General features: G+C 52.7%; 26 protein-coding genes and 2 tRNA genes. 10 read left to right on the top strand and 18 right to left on the bottom strand.

The features are described from left to right. Nucleotides 1-94: 94 nt before the first annotated feature. A complete protein-coding gene (locus MVC73_RS01125) occupies nt 95-1,294 on the top strand; it encodes a pyridoxal phosphate-dependent aminotransferase (protein WP_297506132.1) in 1,200 nt (399 codons plus the stop codon). 1 nt (nt 1,295) lies between these two features. Here the strand turns inward: MVC73_RS01125 and MVC73_RS01120 are convergent, their stop codons facing one another. From MVC73_RS01120 to aor, 6 genes are all read right to left on the bottom strand, one after another. Then, a complete protein-coding gene (locus MVC73_RS01120; protein ID WP_297506160.1) occupies nt 1,296-1,499 on the bottom strand; it encodes a MoaD/ThiS family protein in 204 nt (67 codons plus the stop codon). A 195-nt stretch (nt 1,500-1,694) separates the two neighbouring features. Then, nucleotides 1,695-1,769 (bottom strand) — tRNA-Cys (locus MVC73_RS01115). 19 nt (nt 1,770-1,788) lie between these two features. Continuing rightward, nucleotides 1,789-1,874: transfer RNA gene (locus MVC73_RS01110), tRNA-Ser, on the bottom strand. 54 nt (nt 1,875-1,928) lie between these two features. Then, a complete protein-coding gene (locus MVC73_RS01105) occupies nt 1,929-3,077 on the bottom strand; it encodes a tungsten cofactor oxidoreductase radical SAM maturase (protein ID WP_297506131.1) in 1,149 nt (382 codons plus the stop codon). Between the two features lies 1 nt (nt 3,078). Next, entirely contained in the window at nt 3,079-3,327 is a 249-nt protein-coding gene (locus MVC73_RS01100) for a MoaD/ThiS family protein (protein WP_297506159.1), read from the bottom strand. Nucleotides 3,328-3,398: 71 nt separating this feature from the next. Continuing rightward, complete coding sequence (gene aor / locus MVC73_RS01095; RefSeq protein WP_297506130.1) at nt 3,399-5,219, bottom strand: aldehyde ferredoxin oxidoreductase; 1,821 nt, start codon at nt 5,217-5,219, stop codon at nt 3,399-3,401. Nucleotides 5,220-5,362: 143 nt separating this feature from the next. On the opposite strand from aor, the gene MVC73_RS01090 reads away from it, so the two are divergent. Both MVC73_RS01090 and MVC73_RS01085 read left to right on the top strand, forming a co-directional pair. Next, a complete protein-coding gene (locus tag MVC73_RS01090; RefSeq protein ID WP_297506129.1) occupies nt 5,363-6,616 on the top strand; it encodes an Nre family DNA repair protein in 1,254 nt (417 codons plus the stop codon). A gap of 72 nt (nt 6,617-6,688) precedes the next feature. Continuing rightward, a complete protein-coding gene (locus tag MVC73_RS01085; RefSeq protein WP_297506128.1) occupies nt 6,689-7,810 on the top strand; it encodes an alkaline phosphatase family protein in 1,122 nt (373 codons plus the stop codon). 2 nt (nt 7,811-7,812) lie between these two features. On the opposite strand, the gene MVC73_RS01080 is transcribed toward MVC73_RS01085, so the two are convergent. After that, a complete protein-coding gene (locus MVC73_RS01080; protein ID WP_297506127.1) occupies nt 7,813-8,160 on the bottom strand; it encodes a hypothetical protein in 348 nt (115 codons plus the stop codon). A gap of 100 nt (nt 8,161-8,260) precedes the next feature. Here MVC73_RS01080 and MVC73_RS01075 point away from each other — a divergent pair, with 100 nt between their 5' ends. The 5 genes from MVC73_RS01075 to MVC73_RS01055 all read left to right on the top strand — a co-directional run bounded on the left by MVC73_RS01075 (nt 8,261) and on the right by MVC73_RS01055 (nt 9,849). After that, nucleotides 8,261-8,494 carry a hypothetical protein gene (locus MVC73_RS01075; protein WP_297506126.1) on the top strand — a complete coding sequence of 78 codons (234 nt, stop codon included), beginning with the start codon at nt 8,261-8,263 and terminating at the stop codon, nt 8,492-8,494. Further along, nucleotides 8,481-8,669, top strand: coding sequence for a hypothetical protein (locus MVC73_RS01070; RefSeq protein WP_297506125.1), 189 nt, complete (start codon nt 8,481-8,483; stop codon nt 8,667-8,669). The genes MVC73_RS01075 and MVC73_RS01070 overlap by 14 nt, the downstream gene beginning before the upstream one ends. Continuing rightward, complete coding sequence (locus MVC73_RS01065; RefSeq protein WP_297506124.1) at nt 8,651-9,055, top strand: type II toxin-antitoxin system VapC family toxin; 405 nt, start codon at nt 8,651-8,653, stop codon at nt 9,053-9,055. Before MVC73_RS01070 ends, MVC73_RS01065 begins: the two co-directional genes overlap by 19 nt. Nucleotides 9,056-9,188: 133 nt before the next feature. Next, on the top strand, nt 9,189-9,455 hold the full coding sequence (locus MVC73_RS01060) for a UPF0175 family protein (protein WP_297506123.1): 267 nt from the start codon (nt 9,189-9,191) through the stop codon (nt 9,453-9,455). 112 nt (nt 9,456-9,567) lie between these two features. After that, the gene (locus MVC73_RS01055; protein ID WP_297506122.1) at nt 9,568-9,849 is read left to right on the top strand and encodes a type II toxin-antitoxin system RelE/ParE family toxin; all 282 of its coding nucleotides are present in this window, start codon (nt 9,568-9,570) and stop codon (nt 9,847-9,849) included. Here the strand turns inward: MVC73_RS01055 and MVC73_RS01050 are convergent. Beyond that, entirely contained in the window at nt 9,846-10,082 is a 237-nt protein-coding gene (locus MVC73_RS01050) for a hypothetical protein (protein WP_297506121.1), read from the bottom strand. The two genes, MVC73_RS01055 and MVC73_RS01050, sit on opposite strands and share 4 nt — an antisense overlap. Before the next feature lie 186 nt (nt 10,083-10,268). Further along, nucleotides 10,269-10,622 (bottom strand): hypothetical protein, encoded by a 354-nt coding sequence (locus MVC73_RS01045; RefSeq protein WP_297506120.1) that lies wholly within the window; start codon nt 10,620-10,622, stop codon nt 10,269-10,271. Between the two features lie 102 nt (nt 10,623-10,724). Between MVC73_RS01045 and MVC73_RS01040 the strand changes: the two genes are divergently transcribed. Both MVC73_RS01040 and MVC73_RS01035 read left to right on the top strand, forming a co-directional pair. Beyond that, nucleotides 10,725-11,138 carry a HEPN domain-containing protein gene (locus MVC73_RS01040; protein WP_297506158.1) on the top strand — a complete coding sequence of 138 codons (414 nt, stop codon included), beginning with the start codon at nt 10,725-10,727 and terminating at the stop codon, nt 11,136-11,138. Then, on the top strand, nt 11,080-11,517 hold the full coding sequence (locus MVC73_RS01035; protein WP_297506119.1) for a nucleotidyltransferase domain-containing protein: 438 nt from the start codon (nt 11,080-11,082) through the stop codon (nt 11,515-11,517). The genes MVC73_RS01040 and MVC73_RS01035 overlap by 59 nt, the downstream gene beginning before the upstream one ends. On the opposite strand, the gene MVC73_RS01030 is transcribed toward MVC73_RS01035, so the two are convergent. The 9 genes from MVC73_RS01030 to MVC73_RS00990 form a co-directional block, all read right to left on the bottom strand. Next, nucleotides 11,514-11,870, bottom strand: a complete 357-nt coding sequence (locus tag MVC73_RS01030; RefSeq protein ID WP_297506118.1) for a hypothetical protein — start codon at nt 11,868-11,870, stop codon at nt 11,514-11,516. The genes MVC73_RS01035 and MVC73_RS01030 overlap by 4 nt on opposite strands. 161 nt (nt 11,871-12,031) lie before the next feature. Continuing rightward, nucleotides 12,032-12,427: a type II toxin-antitoxin system VapC family toxin gene (locus MVC73_RS01025; protein WP_297506117.1), complete on the bottom strand. Its 396-nt coding sequence runs from the start codon at nt 12,425-12,427 to the stop codon at nt 12,032-12,034. Beyond that, nucleotides 12,424-12,660, bottom strand: coding sequence for an AbrB/MazE/SpoVT family DNA-binding domain-containing protein (locus tag MVC73_RS01020; protein ID WP_297506116.1), 237 nt, complete (start codon nt 12,658-12,660; stop codon nt 12,424-12,426). The genes MVC73_RS01025 and MVC73_RS01020 overlap by 4 nt, the downstream gene beginning before the upstream one ends. Before the next feature lie 103 nt (nt 12,661-12,763). Continuing rightward, entirely contained in the window at nt 12,764-13,411 is a 648-nt protein-coding gene (locus MVC73_RS01015; protein WP_297506157.1) for a 30S ribosomal protein S7, read from the bottom strand. Between the two features lie 5 nt (nt 13,412-13,416). Next, a complete protein-coding gene (locus MVC73_RS01010) occupies nt 13,417-13,860 on the bottom strand; it encodes a 30S ribosomal protein S12 (protein ID WP_042688992.1) in 444 nt (147 codons plus the stop codon). Nucleotides 13,861-13,870: 10 nt separating this feature from the next. Then, nucleotides 13,871-14,308, bottom strand: coding sequence for a NusA-like transcription termination signal-binding factor (locus MVC73_RS01005; RefSeq protein WP_297506115.1), 438 nt, complete (start codon nt 14,306-14,308; stop codon nt 13,871-13,873). Beyond that, nucleotides 14,308-14,616: a 50S ribosomal protein L30e gene (locus tag MVC73_RS01000; RefSeq protein ID WP_297506114.1), complete on the bottom strand. Its 309-nt coding sequence runs from the start codon at nt 14,614-14,616 to the stop codon at nt 14,308-14,310. Before MVC73_RS01000 ends, MVC73_RS01005 begins: the two co-directional genes overlap by 1 nt. A gap of 13 nt (nt 14,617-14,629) precedes the next feature. Further along, entirely contained in the window at nt 14,630-15,805 is a 1,176-nt protein-coding gene (gene rpoA2 / locus MVC73_RS00995) for a DNA-directed RNA polymerase subunit A'' (RefSeq protein WP_297506156.1), read from the bottom strand. 5 nt (nt 15,806-15,810) lie between these two features. After that, on the bottom strand, nt 15,811-18,528 hold the full coding sequence (locus MVC73_RS00990; protein ID WP_297506113.1) for a DNA-directed RNA polymerase subunit A': 2,718 nt from the start codon (nt 18,526-18,528) through the stop codon (nt 15,811-15,813). Nucleotides 18,529-18,533 lie beyond the last annotated feature (5 nt).

Genomic DNA, 18,533 nt, shown 5'->3' with positions numbered 1-18,533 from the left:
GGTTTGGCCGAGATGTTTTAAACGTTTCCTAGTATTATTCCAGCTTTGCCAAAGTTTTTATTTGGAACGTACAATCTTAGACCGGTGGTGCATAATGATCAGACCTTCCCAGAGGGCCATGGGCGTTGAATACGCCATAAGGGACGTTGTTCTTCCGGCCAGAGAACTTGAAAAGAAGGGGGTAAAAGTCATCCGCCTCAACATCGGTGACCCGGGCAAATACGACTTTCAACCACCGGAGCATATGAAGGAAGCCTACTGTCGGGCAATAAGGGAGGGCCACAACTACTACGGGCCGAGCGAGGGCCTTCCGGAGTTGAGGGAGGCGGTCGTTCAGCGCGAGAAGAGGAAGAACGGCGTCGACATAACCCCCGACGATGTCCGCGTTACAACGGCCGTTACAGAGGCCCTCCAGCTCATATTCGGCGGTCTTCTCGATCCGGGAGACAACATCCTCGTTCCCAGTCCGAGCTATCCTCCCTACATCGGACTCGTCAAGTTCTACGAGGGAGAGCCAAGGGAGTACATGACCATCGAGGAGAACGGCTGGCAACCCGACCTTGACGACATGAGGAAGCTGATAGACGAAAGGACGAAGGCAATAGCCGTTATAAACCCGAACAACCCGACCGGGGCTCTCTACGAGAAGAAAACGGTAAAGGCAATTCTCGACCTCGCCGGAGAGTACGATTTGCCGGTCATAAGCGACGAGATATACGACCTCATGACCTACGAGGGGGAGCACGTTTCCCCCGGCTCGCTCACGAAGGACGTCCCGGTAATAGTCATGAACGGCCTCTCCAAGGTTTACTTTGCAACTGGCTGGCGCCTTGGCTACTTCTACTACGTTGACCCAGAGGGTAAGCTCTCCGAGGTGAGGGAGGCCATAGACAAGCTGATGAGGATAAGGATATGCCCCAACACGCCGGCGCAGTTCGCGGCAATAGCCGGTTTAACCGGTCCAATGGACTACCTGAAGGAATACATGAAAAAGCTCCGCGAGAGGAGGGACTACATCTACAAACGCCTCACCGAGATTCCCGGGGTGAGCACCCAGAAGCCACAGGGAGCATTCTACATTTTCCCGAGGATAGAGGAACGCTCCAAGTGGAAAAACGACAAGGAGTTCGTCCTTGATGTTCTCCACGAGGCGCACGTGCTCTTTGTCCACGGCTCGGGCTTCGGGAGAGCTGGAGAGTGGCACTTCAGGATAGTCTTCCTCCCGCCGGTGGAGGTACTTGAGGAGGCAATGGAGGGCTTTGAGGCCTTCATGAGAAAGAGGCTCGGGAGTTAGGCTATCCTCCCGAGACAACGGGGATAACCTCGACGTAGTCCCCGTCCTTTACCCTTTCATCCTCCAGGGCAACCCTGCCGTTGAGCTTCGCTATGGCGCTCTCGGTGTTGAAGCCAACCTCCCTCAGGATATCTGCGATGGTCATGCCCTTCTTCCACTCTAACTCCTTCTCTATTCCCCTGCCGAGAACCTTGACCCTTATCACGGCTATCACCAAAGGCATGTTTGTCGTGAGTTTATAAATTCTCGGCATCGGTGTGAGAGTACACTCTTGATGCCAATAAGCTTTAAGGAAGTATCTGCTTTAAAATAGTGCCCGGAGGGTGCTTTAAACAGAAGAAAAAGAAACAGCGTATTACTATCCAGCTTTGACCAAGCTTTGCCCTGCAAAAGTTTGTTGTGGAGCCGGGACCGGGATTTGAACCCGGGTGGAAGGGATCTGCAGTCCCTCGCCTCGCCTCTAGGCTATCCCGGCGTTTAACCCGTAGAAAGTATGGCGCCGCGGCGGGGATTTGAACCCCGGTGGGCACCGCCCACCGGCTTAGCAGGCCGGCGCCCTACCAGGCTAGGCTACCGCGGCACTCCGATGCCCGAGTTATATGAGCCGGAGGGGGTTTTTAAGCTTTTTGGAATCTCAGAAGAACTTCCCGAACATGTACTGCGGAATCGGGCACTGGACTATCCTCCTCGACCAGAGGCAGTCTGCACAGCTCGGCTCGTTGCCCCAGCAGTCTATGTCCGTTGTTTTGACGAAGTCGCACGCATCCCTTAGGTCGCAGTCTGTACATGAGGGATACATGTAGTTCTTCATGGTGAAGCGGAACCAGGTGTACTTCTCGCTCGTCCATATCTCGGCGAGGCTCTTCTCCCTCACGTTGCCGAAGGAGTAGGCGTTCACCTTCTTCTCCCTGCCGAAGATGTACTCCTTGTAGGTGTGCAGGAAGCGGTAGCAGGGAGCAACCTCACCGTCCCAGCGAACGACTGCAACGTTGTTCTCGTCGAAGTCGCACTGTCTCTCGGTCTTAAGTTCAAACTTCGGGAGCTTTATGTAAAGGCCGTTGTGGGCTATCTTGTAGAGCTCGTCAAGGATCGGCGTCATGTCAACACTGCCGTCATAGACTATGTCATCAACCTGTTCCGGGGTCAGCGGGAGGAGATTCGAGACGAGCATCGCATCGACTCCCAGATCAAGGAGGAACTTGGCCAGCTCGGGGAGCTCTTGGTAGTTCTCCTTCGTTACAACGACCTCAACGCCGATGCTCGGCCTGTGCGTTCCGTACTCCTCGCGGTACTTGACGAGCTTCCTTATCTTGTCCGCTGTCACGGCGGCCGCTATGTGGCCGAGGGTTATGGCGTTTTGAGCCGTCGGAACGGTGTCCATGGAGAAGTAAATCAGGTCAACTCCGAGCTTCGCGAACTCGCGGAGCATCTCATCGGTCATCAGGGTTCCGTTGCTGCTCATTCCAAGGGCAAAGCCCCTCTTTTTGACTTCCCTCACCATGTCCATGAAGCGCGGGTGAACTGTCGGCTCTCCGATTCCACCGAGGTAGACCATCCTAAGCTCGGGGAACTCCTCGGCGTCGTCGAGTATCTTGAGGAACAGTTCCCAGTCCATATCGCCTTCCTCATCTTCCCAGTACTGTTTGAAGCACATCTCGCACTTTAAATTACAGCGGCTGGTGACCTCAATGTAGAGGTACTTCATGTCGAGCTTTGGCTTCACTATAACCTTCCCGTCCCACAGGGAGAATGTGTACTCCTTCGGGCTAAGCTTTATGCCCATTTCAACCGCCTCCTGCTGGCGGAAATATGCTGACCGTGTCTTCATCGGTGAGAGGCGTATCAAGGCCCTGAAGGTGCTCGATGTTCTTTCCGTTCACGAGTATTATGTATCCCTTCTCAAGCTGTTTCTTGAAGCCCGGGAACATTCGATCCAGCTCATCTAAAAGTTCCCCAACGGTTTTAGGCCCGTGGATTTCCAGCCTTCTCTTGCCCGTGAACTCGATGAGGGTCGCAAAGAGCTTGACAATCACGGGTATCACCTTAAGCCGGGCTCTTCTCAAAGGGGCATAAAAGAATTACTGGACAAAAATGGGAAGAAGAATCACAGGAACTCGGCTATGCCGAGCTCCTCCGCCTTCTCCTTCGGAACCCTTCCGTCCTCGGTCCAGCCGCGCATCTTGTAATACCTCGGCAGCATCTCCTTTAAGCGGACAACGTGGCCCTTGTTCGGCCCTTCTGGCATCGGCTCCTCAAGGAATCTCTTTGGTAAGGTGTCGTCCCTCTCAGGGATGAGTCCTGCCTTCAGGTTAAATATCCTCTCGGCGTTCCAGATGCGCTCGCCTATCCTGAGGTAGTCCTCAGTTGAGAAGTCCCATCCGAGGGCGGCGTTGAGCATGTCGCGGAAGTCGTCTGCTCCAAGACCGAAGGTCGTGAATAGACAGAGGCCTGCTGCATCTATGATCGCGCTGAGGTCCTGGAATAGGATCAGCATCTTTATCTTGTCGTCGCTTATGTCGTGGGGATCCATCTTGTACGGGTAGCCGAGTATCTCCGGGCTTATCATGTAGTTCTTGATGTGACAGCCACCGCGGTTGTTGGTTGCGTAGCCGAGACCGTGTCCCTCCGCTCCGCGCGGGTCGTATGCAGGTAGTTCAAGCTTCTTGACGCCCATGAAGTAGTCAACGCCGTTGAACTTCTCTGCCAGGCGGTAGCCTCCCTCAGCGAGGACATCTCCAAAGCCCTTCCTGTAGGCTATCTTTTCGATGTAGTAGTGAAGAACCTCGGTGTTGCCGAACCTGAAGGGAGGAGCGTCCTCACCAACGTCCTCAGGCTTGAGGAGGCCCTTCTCCCAGAGTTCCATGGCTGTGGCGAGCGTTCCACCGGTTGAGATAGTGTCGAGACCGAACTCGTCGCACATGTGGTTGGCCTCGATTATGCTGGCTAGATCATTTATACCAAGGTTTGCTCCGAGCGCCCAGATGCTCTCGTACTCCGGTCCTTCGGTAACTCCCACAGTGGGAAGCTTGTTCACCCTACCACAGCCTATCGGACAGGCGTAGCACGGCTGGTTCCTTATGAGGTACTTGGCAGCCATCGCCTCACCGCTCTGCTCGTAGGCGTACTCAAAGACACCCGTCTGGAAGTTCCTCGTTGGATAGAGACCGTTCTCGTTTATGATGTTTACCAGAACTGCCGTACCGTACTTCGGCAGTCCACCGCCGGCAACGGGGTCGTTCCTCAGCTTGTTTATCTTCTCCCTAACTGTGAGCATGAACTTCTGCCTGTCCGCTATCGGGACGTGCTTGGTTCCCTCAACGGCTATTGCCTTGAGGTTCTTGCTCCCCATGACGGCTCCAACGCCTGCCCTTCCAGCTGCCCTGTGGCCGTCGTTCATAACAGCGGCGAACTTGACCAAGTTCTCCCCGGCCGGGCCTATGCTCGCTATGTGGAGCTTCTTGCTTCCAATCTCTTTCTTTATTAGTTCCTCGGTCTCGCTAACAACCTTGCCCCACAGGTGGCTCGCGTCTCTAATCTCGACGTTGTCGTCCTTGATGTAGATGTAAACCGGGCTGTCGGCCTTCCCTTCAACGATTATCCCGTCCCAGCCGGCAAATTTGAGCTCAGCTCCAAAGTAGCCACCGGAGTTGGACATCGTTATGAAACCGGTCTGCGGGCTCTTTGTGACGACGTTGTACCTTCCACCGGTTGGAGCGCTCGTTCCGCTCAGCGGGCCTGGGGTAATTATCAGCATGTTCTCAGGGCTCAGAGGGTCGACCTTCGGGTCCATGTCCCTCAGAAGGAAGTAGATTGCCATGCCCCTGCTTCCGAGCCACTTCTTGGCGAACTCCTCGTCGTATTTCTCCACCTTTATCTCTCCGGTGGAGAGGTTTACGCGCAGAAACCTTCCCCAGTTGCCGTACATAAAGACACCTCATGACAAATCAGTACATTGAAGTATATAAGCGTTTATGAAAACACACTAATATGCATTCTCCGGATGTGTTAAACGGAATGGTTATCCAGCTGAGGAACATGTTTTAAACCTCAAGGGCGCACTTCTTCATGATGACTGAGCTTTTCAACTCAAAACTCTGCGCCATCTGCAAGGGACGGAAACTACTCTGCGGAAGGCCGACCTGCCCCATACTCGAACGCTTCAGGGTAGCTCAAAGAGTTGAGCAGAAGCTGAACAAAAGACATCTTTTCGGCTCCTCCCCGCCGAGCCTCTTTGTTGGGGAGCACGGCTATCCGAAGGTCAGGATAGGCCCGCTCGTCCCGCCGATAGAAGGAGACACGAGCTACCTCGACAGCCCTCTGAAGTGGGAGGATAAAAGGATAAAGGACATCCTCTACTACCGCTCCCTTCTGGTTATGGGTGAGAGCAAGGTGAACGTGAACGTGAGGAAGAGCGGAAGAGTTCTGAGCGAGATTCAGGAGCTCGCTATGAGCGTTAGGCCCGTTGACAGCGAAATACTCCTCAAGAAAAGACCAGTCCTCAAGGTCATCCCGAGCGAGTTTGCACCGCCCCTCGGCCCAAAAGCTGAACTGCTCGACTTCGAGCTTACGGAGAACCCGAGGATACCGAGGAAGACGGATTACGTTGTGAGCGACGAGCTGAAGGCAGAGGAAGCGATAATGAGGCTCTACAACTGGGGTTTTGATGAGTACTACATCGTGAGGCTCCTCTCAGCAGGATTGCTCGGGGTTGAAAAGAAACTTGTCCCGACGAGGTGGAGCATCACGGCGGTACAGGACACGATAGGAAAGAACCTGAGGAGGGAGATTTTGCACTACCAACTGATCAACAACTACGAGGTTTACTTCTACCGCTTCCTTGGAAACCGCTACGCGGTTCTTTTAATGCCTGAAACTTACGCTTTCGAGCTCCTTGAGGTCTGGCTGAAGGGTTCGCTCTTCGGTTCGAGCGAGCCGAGCGTAATCCACGATTATGAAGACTTCCGCGGGAGGAGGGAGTACGTCAAGGAAACCGCTGGAGCCTACTACGCGGCCCGCTTAAGCGTTCTTGAAGCGCTTCGCGGGAGGAAGAGGCAGGCGAGGACAGTAGTCTTCCGTGAGGTTACGCCCGAATACTACGCCCCCGTTGGCGTGTGGCAGATAAGGCTCGGGGTGAAGAAAGCTCTGGGAAACTTGATAGGTCGCTTTGAAACCCTTAATGAGGCTCTGGAAGCGATTAGGAGACGCCTTGAGCATCCATTCGAGAAGTACCTTGAAAGGAGCTACATCCTTGGCTATCTCGCGAGGCAGAAAACCTTGGACGAGTGGCTCGGAAGGAATATATACTGGTTGAAGGGAAAGTAGGGCGGTGGATGACGATCACTCCATCCCACTGAATTGTGATGACTGCACGTCAGACTGACACCGGTGATCGAAATGAAAAAGCTGGCCCTCATAAGCCTCGACGGGAACGGAATTTACAACCTCAAATACATGCCCTTCCTGAGCGAGCTGGCAGAAAACGGCGATTTCACGGTAGTTGACTCAATCTTCCCAACCCTTACCGACCTCGTTCACACGAGCGTTATGACAGGGGTATGGCCCAAAGACCATGGAGTTGTGGAAAACGGCTACTATGACAGACTGACCGACAGGAAGATTAACTTCTACGACTACGAAATAGCTTTCAATCCCCACAGGGTCATTAAAGCCCCAACAATCGTTGATATTCTCAGGGGGAGAGGTATCAAGACTGGTTCCGTCAGCGGCTACACCATGCCACCCTTCAGCGGAACGGACGTGAGGATTTTCCCGCCCTTCTTTGCGAGCAACGAGCTTTATAGAAAACACGGGAGGGACTGGAGGAAAGATGTATGGGTCTTGAATTCTGCCCTATACATCTACGAGGAATGCAAACCCGACTTACTCCTTGTCCACTTCGCCTCGATAGACGGCATGAGCCACGACCACGGTCCCCTGAGCGAGGGCGCGCTCAAAGCGGTGGAAACCGTCGATGCCGCCGTTAGAACCCTCTGGGAGCGCCTTAAGGACGAGTACGCCTTCGTAATCTTCGCCGACCATGGACAGGAGGAAGTGCACACGTGGGTGAACCTCAGGGAGCTCCTCATGGATAGCGGGATAGGGGTTAAGAGGGTCTCCTCGGGTGGGGGTGTTCACGTTTACCTGAGAAATCCCGGCGATGCTGAGGATGCCTTTGAGATTCTGAGGAAAGCGCCGGGCGTTAAAGACGTTTTCTTCCGCGATGAACTTCCCCATTTGAACAGCCCCAACAGCGGAGAGCTTATAGTTTCAGCTAAACCGGGCTACTGGTTCTGCTCCCACAGGATGTGTAGGGGGATTAAAGGTGTGAGCCACTGGGTTAAGGGCATGCACGGTTCCAACAACGAGCCTGTTGTGAAGGTCCCGCTCATCCTCTGGGGCTTTGAGAACGCAAACCTTGAAAACGCCTCGCTCATGGACATAGCTCCGACGATACTGGATTTCTTTGGCGTGGATAAGCCTGCCAACATGGTGGGGAGGAGTTTGATAAAGGGATAAAATCAGAGCTTTATTGAGAGCTCGGTCTTGTCGGTCTTCTTGAGCTGGATGGCGAAGAGGGCCTTTTCAATGGAGCGCTTGTGGAGGTATGAGATGATTGTCAGGATAAACCCAATGAAAGATACTATCGAGCTTATGCTGAAAACTGTCCAAAAATATGCCCCGTTCTTTATTATCAAACCACCAGAGGACAGACCTATCTCAATGAGTCCAAGATAAAAGCCGAAGCCCAACCACGTGGATAGAGCATCTTTAAATGCTTCATTCTGATATTCATGAGCCTTTTTGTAAGCTAGTTCAAGAATCTCAATTTCCTTCTCCCGTGGGTAGTCCCTCTTATAGGCATCCACGAACTCCTGAGGGTCAGCTTGGACTTTATACGCTGAGTATATTAACGACATGGGGCCTGCAAGAAGTACAATCCAGCCTGTAAAAATTGCCAACTATCCCATGAGAGAGATGTTGCGCAAATCAAACGCAAGCAACTGGAGAAACAATAGCACAAAAATCCCGATTATTATCAAGACCATAAAGCCTATGTCACTACCTGCATTCAATTTTTTCTCAAGTTCAATTACACTGCTTCCCATTTCCCTCCTCCCGGAGGGTATAATATCTGGAGGCGAAGGGGTTAAATACGTGGAGGACGAAACCACCCCCTGGTGTGAGCATGGAAGGGATTGAGTACATCTACGACGAGCACGGGAAGGTTAAGGGTGTCATAATTCCTCCAGAACTCTGGGAGAGGATAAAAGCTGAGTTCTTCGAGCCATCAAAGTACAGGGGAATTTACAGGGGCAGAAAAGACCTTGAGAAAAGCCTCAGGGAGCTGAGGAAGGAATGGGAGAGGGATTTCTGATCGACACAAACATTCTCATCTATTACCTCGCGGACGCAATTCCGGAGGAGGAGCTTCCCAAAGTGGAGGAAATCCTGAGGAAAAGCTTCAACGTCTCCATAATCACGAAAATAGAGTTTCTCGGCTGGAGAGGGCATACCCCAGAGGGCTTTAAGAAGTCAAAGGAGTTCATAAGCTTCGCGCACGTCATACCTCTCACCGACGAGATAGCAGATATTGCCATCGAACTCAGGAGAAAGGTTATCATAAAGCTCCCCCACGCGGTTATAGCGGCTACGGCACTCCTACACAACCTCACGCTGGTGACGAGGAACGTTAAGGACTTCGAAAAGGTTGAAGGAATTAGGATATACAACCCCTTTGAAAAAGTTGACAAGAAAGGTTAAACAAGATCATTGCTAGCAAAATCCGAGATATTCCAAAGCTAATGATTTCTCAAGTTTTCATGAGCTCCGCGCTATTCCTCTCCAGAGAAAATAATACTTGGGGACGAAGGGATTAAATATCCCAACACCAATCTTGAACCGGTGGGAAGATGGCAGGAAAGTAGTTGTTGAAATCCCCGGAATGGTGAAGATACCGGACGAGGAGGTTGAGGGGAGAATAAAGGTGGAACTGGCCCTGCGCCTCTACGAGAAGGGCATACTCTCCTTTGGCCAGGCGAGAAGGTTAGCGGGTCTGAGCAAGTGGGAGTTCGTTGAGCTCCTAGCTAAGGAGGGGAGTGGCATACTCTACGATGAAGAGGAGCTTGAGAGCGACCTTAAGGTTCTGGAGGAGCTCTCATGAGGGTTGTCATAAACTCGTCCCCGCTTATATTCCTTGCCAAGCTTGGGTTTAAAACCAGAAGATGGCAGTGAATGTCGTTGGGTGGTATTTAGAAGGCACTCGGGGTGGGGATATGTTCGATGTCAGGGTTCATCCGAAGGTCGTCAAATCGGCTTCCCAGCTTCTTAAGCCCGCCCATCTTAGACTGTTTATAGAATTTCTCCAAGACGTTAAGGAAAACCCTCTGCCAGAGGGCTACGACATCAAGCCGTTAACCAATCGGAAGATTTTGGGCCTTAATGGGTATCGCCTTCGCCTTGGAGATTACAGGGTTCTCTACGCTGTGGACTGGAGGAATAAAATTGTGTACGTTGTCAGAATTGAACCGAGAAGCAGGGCATATAAAAAGCGTTAGCCTTCAAGCTTCTCCGAAAGGATTTTTATGGCCTCATCGGCACTGAGAGTTTTTACCTCACCTTCAACCATGTCTTTCAGGTCTTTTTCAAACTCCCTCAGCGTTTCTTCGTCCACTTCTCCTGAAGGCTCATTGGACATCATTTTTAGGAGCATGAGCCTGAGGTCTTCCAGCTCCCTCTCAATGCGGTCAATCTTTTGGAGGAGCACGTTGGGGTTAATGGCTTCGCTCATCATCCCACCGATTAAGAGGTTGTCCTCATGGGTTAAATATGTTTTCACTCTGGCTCTCAATCTTTGGCGTTGTGGTTCTGCTGTTCTTAAATCTTGTGGCATGGTAGCCTCAATGTGGGGAGATTTGGGAAATGACTTTGGAATATTCGATGGGGTGTAAAAAGAACTCCGGAAGGCGGGTGAACTTTAGGCTTCTTTCGCCTTCTTCATGCCGATTTCGACGCCCCTGGCGATTGCTTCTTGGAGGAGGAGCCTTTGGTATATGCTTTTGTATTTTCTCCACTTGAATAGAAAATCTATTGTGGCCATTATTGCAAATATTTCCGCAAACCATCCCAGTCCAATTCCTAAAACTACGGAGTATATTGCCAGGGGTTGAGCGATGAAAAATGAGAGCAACATGCCAGTTAGAGCATTGTTGTAGGCTTTTTGTATCTGTTCGATATCATTTTCGTTCCATGGTTCTATTGCATCACTCAACATCAGTAAACCGGCTCCAATGGCCAAAGAGACTAACACGAGAAAAGTTCCCAGATCCATTTCCCTCCTCCCTCCGGGTATTTATAGATTTCCCTCCTCCCGGAGGGTATAATACTTGGCGAAGGCGTTAAATACTCCCACTCCGAATTCCCCCTGATGCCCATGTTCAAGTGGAGCGAGTACGAGAGGTGGATGAGGCAGGCCGAAAAGACCCTTCGCTCTGCCCTTAGGGATCTGGAAGGTGGGGACTACGAGTGGGCGAGCTTCAAGGCCCAGCAGGCGGCTGAGCTGGCGGTTAAGGCGCTCCTTCGTGGATTGGGCTTCGCCCCAATTGGGCACTCCATAACGAGACTTCTCAGAAACCTGCGTGATGAAGGCTTTGAGGTTCCACGGGAGCTGTTCCACAGGGCGATGGAGCTCGACAGAAACTACATAGCGCCCCGCTATCCAGACGCCTACCCGGAGGGTTCTCCCTTCGAGTACTATTCTGAGGATATCGCTCTGGAGATGATAGACTATGCCGAAGAAGTCCTCAGCTTCGTCAAAAAGGCCGTCGAAAATCTCACCAGAACTTGAGAGGTTTGTGAGGAGGATAGTCAATTACTTCAGCGGTGACGTTACGGTTATCCTTTTTGGTTCCAGAGCCAGAGGAGACTACAACAGGGCGAGCGACTACGATCTGATAGTGATATCCAGAAAGATGAGTGGGAACTTTTTAGCGAGGACAAAGCCTCTCTATGAACTCAACGAGGACTTCCTACCCGTGGATATACTCGCTTATACTCCAGCGGAGTTTCTCAAAGCATTGGAAAACCTCTCTCCCTCGGCCCTCGATGCCATAAAGGAGGGGATAGTCCTCCATGACAATGGCTTCTATGAGGTCGCCAGGAGACACTTCGAGGAGCTGAAGCGGAAGGGAATGCGGAAGGAAAGATACTGGGTGATTAGGGCTTAGTCCTTCGCTCCCTTCAGTCCCTTTGCCATTGACTCTCCGAGCTTCTCGGCGAGCTTTTCGAGCATTTCCTCCTGCTCGAAGCGCTTGAGGCGGCTGTAGTTTATCACTAAAGAAGTTAATGTGAATGCGAATGCTAATGAAGACACGGCAAACATCCAGATCGGTATATTTTCCTCAGGATCAAAGAATGAAATCATTTCGCCCAACACAATGCCAATTGCGATGATTGTGGATTCTTTTATCTGATCCACTACTCCCAATTTACCAAATTTTGGATTTTTGAACCATTTAACCGGTTCAAGAAGCCCCATAAAGCTTGATAGAAGCAAGATAGTACCTCCTACAATCTCCAATGTTCCCGTTTCCCTCCTCCCTCCGGGTATTTATAGATTTCCCTCCTCCCGGAGGGTATAATACTGGGAAGGAAGTTGCACACATCTACAACAGCATGGTAAGAGAGTAGTAAACTCGGGCATTCTCCTTTTGGCTTAGAAGACCAGAAAACGATGAGAACTCAAAGCCATTCTATTTTGACCTTGTCTTCAACACTTTTGAACTCATCATCTCCGGTTAGGAGAGTGGCGTTCAGGTCTATTGCCGTTGCGGCGGCGAAGGCATCTGCATAGCTGAGCCTGTGGAATGCCTTTATCCTTCCGGCTATGAGCGCGAGCCTCTCATCAGCAACCACAGGTTGGATAGGTTCCCTCCTGATAAGGGCCACCGCGAGATTTGCTGTATTCGTTCCCCTCTTTCTTGAGATGATGTAATAAACCTCGCCTAGGTTCACTACATTCATGTAGAGTTCGGCCTTTCCGCTTCTCCCGAGGTTGAGATACTCCTCAACCTTCTCCGCCGCTGGTTCATCGTTCATATAAGCCAAAACTGCATAGCTATCCAAGACGATCCTCATTCTCTGGCCTCCAGCTCCTCTTCTTCTTTCCGAATTTCTCGGAGTATCTCCCTGACAGGTTTCTCAAACTTTACAAGCCCTCTGAGCTTCAGACCTTTTTTTACCGGAACTATCACAATCTCGTCCCCGAAATCGAGGATCTCAAGCTCGTCTCCCTCTTTGATGCCGAACTTCTCGCGGATTGCCTTGGGTAAGACTATCTGGCCCTTTGAGGAAACTTTTACAATAGTCATCTTACATTCACCAAAATGGTCTTACTCAACGAGCATAAAAATGTTTTGAGGCAGAAATCTGGAACTGGATAAACAGAGGAAATGAGGGGAAAAGTTCCAGCCCTCAGCGTGAGGACTGGGCAATCCTCTCGATTTCTTCCTTCTTGCTGTAGGCGAAGCTCTTCGGGTCGGCGTTGGCAGCTGCGATTATCTCCTCGGCCAAAGCCTGGGCGTAGGTGGTCTTGTTGCGGTAGCACTTTATGCTCGCACCGAGGGCGATGTTTTTCAAAGCGATGTCAAGCCTCCTGAGCGGGGAGACGTCAACGGCCATGTGGTAGCGGATTCCACCGAAGGCAATCGTCGTGGTGTCCTCCCTCGGGGCGGAGTTCTCTATGGCCCTTATGAGAACCTGAATCGGGTTCTGCTTGGTTCTCCTCTCGATGATCATGAAGGCCTCCTTAACTACCTCGTAAGCCTTCATCTTCTTGCTCATTATAGAGCGGTGTTCACGCCTCATGAAGTGACCGCCGGCCTTGTAGTGGCTGGCACCGCTCCTCATGACCTTGTTGATGAGCCTCTCGACGATGTGAACCTGGGCCTTGCCGAAGGCCTTCTTTGAGTGCCTTCCGTGGCTGTGGGGGAGGATTCTCGGCTCAAGGTTGATGTAGGGCCTCAGTGAGGGGTCGTTGACTGTAACGTCTTCAACGCTCCACCTGCCCATGACCTTGATTTCCTTTGGGATGAAAAAGCGCTCGCTGAGTGGCTTTGCCATGTCCTTCACCTCCTCGGCTTCTCCTTCCTTCCCTTGACGAGCTCCTTGAGGGAAACCCTGTTGACCTTGACGACCTTGTACCTGATTCCCGGGATGTCACCCATCGAACCGCCCTTGGGACCGCCGATTCCCTCGATGATGACCTCGTCGTGCTCGTCTATGTGGTTTATCGCTCCATCACCCGGGGTGAAGGCGGTGACTACCTTACCGTTCTTTATGAGCTGAACTCTAACTGCTTTACGCATCCCAGAGTTCGGCTGCTTTGCCTCAACAGCGATCTTCTCAAGGACTATTCCCCTGGCCTGCGGAGCACCTTCAAGCGGGTCGCTCTTCTCCTTGAGGCGAAGGACTCTCCTCTTGTAGCGGATGTCACTCCAGCGGAACTTCTTCCTCTTGAGCTTGAGCTTCCTTCCTGCGAATTCACCATACGGAGCCTTCTTTCCAGGCATGACAATCACCTCAGATTATGATCACATCATGAATGCCGTGGTGTCTCTCCATCAACTCTTTCACGAGGTTGATGTTCTGGCCGCCCCTTCCTATCGCGCGGGGCTTGTCGCGCGGACCTATGTCGAGGAGGGCGACCTTTTTTCCGTCCTTTTTCTCGGTGATGTGAACCTTTTTAACCTTAACCCCGAGGCTCTTATAAATGTTCCTCAGGAACTCCTCCGGGTTGTCCGAGTGCTCTATGAGTTCTATGTCCTTTCCGAGCATGTTCTGGACGCGCTTGACATTCGCGCCTTTCTTTCCGAGGGCGAGGCCCATCTCCCCCTTCTTGATGACGTAGATGAGCCTGTTCCTGTTGGTGTCTATGAGGCAGTCTAGCACTGTCGCTCCAGTCATGCTCTCGAAGAGGGCTATGTACTTTATCTGGTCGGTGTTGAGCTTGAGCGGCATCACTCCTTACCCCCGGCTAGGGCTAGGATTCTGCTCTCACCCGGATCGAGTATCGCGAGGGCTGAGACTGTGTGGGGCCTTCCAAGGAGGGTCCCGAGCTCGACGCTCGTTCCCTCGAACTCGTAAACCGGTATCCCGCTCAGCTTGGCGTAGTAGAGTATGTCCTCCTTGATGTCCGGCCTTGCGTTCTTGGCTATGATTATCATCTTGGCCCCGCCGATCTTGGCGTACTGGATGCTCTTCTTTGCACCCATAACGATCTTTCCGGTGTCCTGGGCTTTCCTCAGCTCGAATGCGAAGTCAACCATTCTCTACACCTCCCTACTCCCTTTTCGGTCTCAGGGGGAGACTCATTGCCAGTCTGACTATTCCCGTACCGACTGGCACGGGCTGGCCGATGAGCACGTTCTCAACGACACCGTTGAGCGGGTCAACCTCTCCCCTCTCGGCTGCCTCAAACAGATGCTGGGTGGTTATCTCGAAGGCGGCTCTAGCGAGGACGCTCGCCTTCTCCCCAACTATACCGTGCCTGCCTATCGGCAGTATAACCCCGTCAAGGGTCATCATGTCGGCGACGAGCATTATGTGCCTCACGTCAACCTCAAGACCCTGCTCGCGCATCGTGTTCACGATTTCCTCGATGATTGCATTCCTCGCCGCTTCAATTCCAAGCACTTCCGCTATTTCGTGGATGTTGTTCGTCCTCGTTCTGGTGGGGTCAACGCCAGGAACCTTGAGCACCTGCTTGAAGTTCGAGCCCTCGGTGTAGATGACGTACTCGTCGCCTTCCTTTCTTATGATGGTCTTTCCGACGCCAGAGAGACCCTTAAGGCGGTGCTTTTTAACCTTTTCGGCAAGCTTTCGGAGGTCTGAGAGCTTCGTTGCCTTTTTGGGCCTGACTATGAGCGTGTATCCCTCGACCTCGAATTCGGCGCTCTTGAAAGACCCTTCAAGCTTTCTCTTGACCTTCTCCATGTCGAGGCCGGCCTTCTCAAGCCTCTCCGGGTCAATCTCAACTATGAACTCGAAGTTGAGGATGTCTATGCTGGTCTCCCTAGCGAGGTTCTCAAGGCTCGTCCCCTCAATGCGTCTCGCAACTTCGAGGGCCTTCTCTCTATCGTACCTGTGCTTCTCGTCGAGGTAAACGGTCATGATTGGGGTTGATGGGTTCTTTCTGGCATCGACGATCTCGATGATTCTAGGCAGACCGAGGGTGACGTTTATCTCAGCGACACCGGCGTAGTGGAAGGTGTTAAGGGTCATCTGGGTTGAGGGCTCGCCGATTGACTGGGCAGCGACAGTTCCTATTGCCTCTCCCGGCTCCACAAGGGCCCTCTGATACTCCTTCACAGTTTCCTCGATTATGGCCTCCACCTCTGCCTTCTTCAGTTTGTACTTCTTGTTGTATTCCACGAGCTTGCTGTAGAGCTCGTCCTTGACGCTCTTTGGCAGGTCAGTCTTCTCGACGAGGCTCTTTATGGTCTTCTCGGCGACCATGGGCATCACCTCCCTCCCCTCGTCCTGAGGAGGGTCCTTATTATCACCCTGTCCACGTCAACCGTCTTTCCGCCCCAGCTCTTCATGGGGTCAACCCCGTCCTCTCCATACCTGAACTGCACGATGATTCCGGTCGGTTCCCTCACGGTTCCGTCGTAGTCAACCTTAAGATCTTGGAGGGCGTTGATGAGCCTTCTCTGCATGTAACCGCTCTGGGCCGTCCTGACCGCAGTGTCGACAAGACCTTCCCTTCCACCCATTGCGTGGAAGAAGTACTCCTGTGGCGTTAAACCGCTCTTGTAGGAGTTTATGACGAAACCCCTAGCTCTGGCTCCAAGGTCTCCGGGCTTGAAGTGGGTGAGAACCCTTCCGCGGTAGCCGCGGTAGAGGCGCTTTCCACGTATCGACTGCTGGCCGAGCATCGCCGCCATCTGGGTGATGTTGAGTATCTTACCCCTCGCCCCGGTCTTGGCCATTATGACCGCGTGGTTGTTCATACCGAGGTATCTCTCTGCGACCTTACCGGCGTTGTCACGGGCTTCAGCCAAAACCGCCATTATCTTGCTCTCAAGGGTCTCCTCAAGGCTCTTGCCCGGGAGAGGCTCAAGCTCACCGTTCCTGTAGGCCTCTATGAGCCTGTTAACTCTCTCCTCGGCCTCGCGGATTATCTCCTTTATCCTGTCGAGGGCCTCCTCCGGGAGGTCTTCGTCGTCTATGGCCGTTGTGAATCCCTTGTGAGTTATCACCCATATGGCCAGTTTGGTGACCTGGTCGAGGAACTGCCTGGCCCTCTCCGGGCCGTATTCCCTCACTATTATGTCGAGGAGCTTTCCGTCCTCTCTACCGTAGGCCTTTTTGTCTATGGCACCGCTGAGGAGCTTTCCGTTCTGGATGTAGACGAAGCCGTCGTAGGCTAACTTTCTGACCTCCTCCTCGCTGGGGATAAGCTTCTCCTCGATGAGCTTTTCAAGGGCCTCACATCTTTCGGGCTCGTCGCAGAGCTTGCTGCGGTACCAGATTGTCAGGTCGCTCGGAAGGAGAAGGGAGAATATCTTCTTCCCGCTCCAGAGCTGGACGCCGTTTTCCACTATATCGGGCTCTGGAAGCTCGTCCACCTCCACGCCCGCGAACATGAGCATCTGCTCGACCTCTGAGCGGGTGAAGTAGGCCCCCTCACGGGTGAGCAGGTAGCCACCCGAGATGTGGTCTTGGATTCCTGCGATGAGCGGGCCACCGTAGCGCGGGGATATGATGTGGTTCTGGACCTCCATGAGTATCTTTGCCTCTGCCTGCGCCTCCTCCGTCTGGGGCACGTGGAGGTTCATCTCGTCACCGTCGAAGTCAGCGTTGTAGGGTGGGCAGACTGCTAGGTTAAGGCGGAAGGTTCTGTAGGGCATAACGCGAACGCGGTGGGCCATTATGCTCATCCTGTGGAGCGAGGGCTGTCTGTTAAACAGGACTATGTCTCCATCCTCAAGGTGCCTCTCGACCGTCCAGCCTATGTCGAGCTTTTCGGCTATCATCTCAAGGTTGCTCTCCATAAGGCGTATCCTTCTTCCATCGGGATCTATAACGTAATTGGCTCCGGGATACCTCTCAGGCCCGTTGAGAACGCGTTGCTTGAGCTTTTCGTAGTTGAACTCGGTGACCTTCTCCGGGACGGTTAGCTCCATCGCAACCGCGAGTGGAACGCCGACCTCGTTGATGCTTATCATCGGGTCGGGACTTATGACCGTTCTCGCCGAGAAGTTGACGCGCTTACCGCTGAGGTTGCCCCTGAAGCGGCCCTCCTTGCCCTTAAGCCTCTGAGCAAGGGTCTTCAAGGGTCTTCCGCTCTTGTGCTTGGCCGGCGGGATGCCCGATGTCTCGTTGTTGATGTAGGTGGTGACGTGGTACTGCAGGAGGTCCCAGAGGTCTTCTATAATCAGCTGCGGCGCACCGGCCTCGATGTTGGACTTGAGCCTGTTGTTAATACGGATTATATCGACGAGCTTGTGGGTTAGGTCGTCCTCCGCTCTGATGCCACTCTCAAGGGTTATCGAGGGTCTCATGGTAACCGGCGGAACTGGGAGAACCGTGAGAACCATCCACTCAGGTCTGCTCTTTTCGGGGTGCAGTCCGAGTAGTGGCAGGTCTTTATCGGGTACCTTCTCAAGCCTCTCGCGAACCTCGCTCGGCATCATCCTGTGCCTGTACTCGTTGCCCTCCTCATCCTTCCTGAGCTCCCAGTATATCGTTGGCCTCTCGAACTTGAGCGGGAACTGTGGCGCTCCACAGTGCGGGCAGACCATCCTCTCCTTGGCTTTCTTGTGTATCTCCTTAATCAACTTGTCCTTGGCCTTCTTTCTGTCCCCTATTACTTCGAACTTCTTCATGTACTCCTCTATCTCTTCATCCGTCAGCTTTATCCTGCCACACTCACGGCAAGTACTCTCAAGGACGCGGTAGATGGTCTTGGCAAAGCCCACGTGGATGACCGGTTTGGCGAGCTCTACGTGGCCGAAGTGACCCGGGCACTCCCCGGCTCTGGCACCGCAGGTTTCACACCTGAGTCCGGGATCGATCACGCCGAGACGCTTGTCCATTAGCCCCCCTTCTATCGGATAACCGTCATCGTCGTAGGTGTCTGGAACTGTTATCTCGGCCGCGCTCATCTTTCTGATTTCTTGGGGTGAGAGGATTCCGAACTCAATACTCCCGATGACCTTTTTCATTGACTGCATGGCCA

The organism is Thermococcus sp. (assembly GCF_027052235.1).
Classification (GTDB): Archaea; Methanobacteriota_B; Thermococci; order Thermococcales; family Thermococcaceae; genus Thermococcus.
Note: the sequence above shows the minus strand (reverse complement) of the source record. Positions and strands in the feature narration are given on the sequence as shown.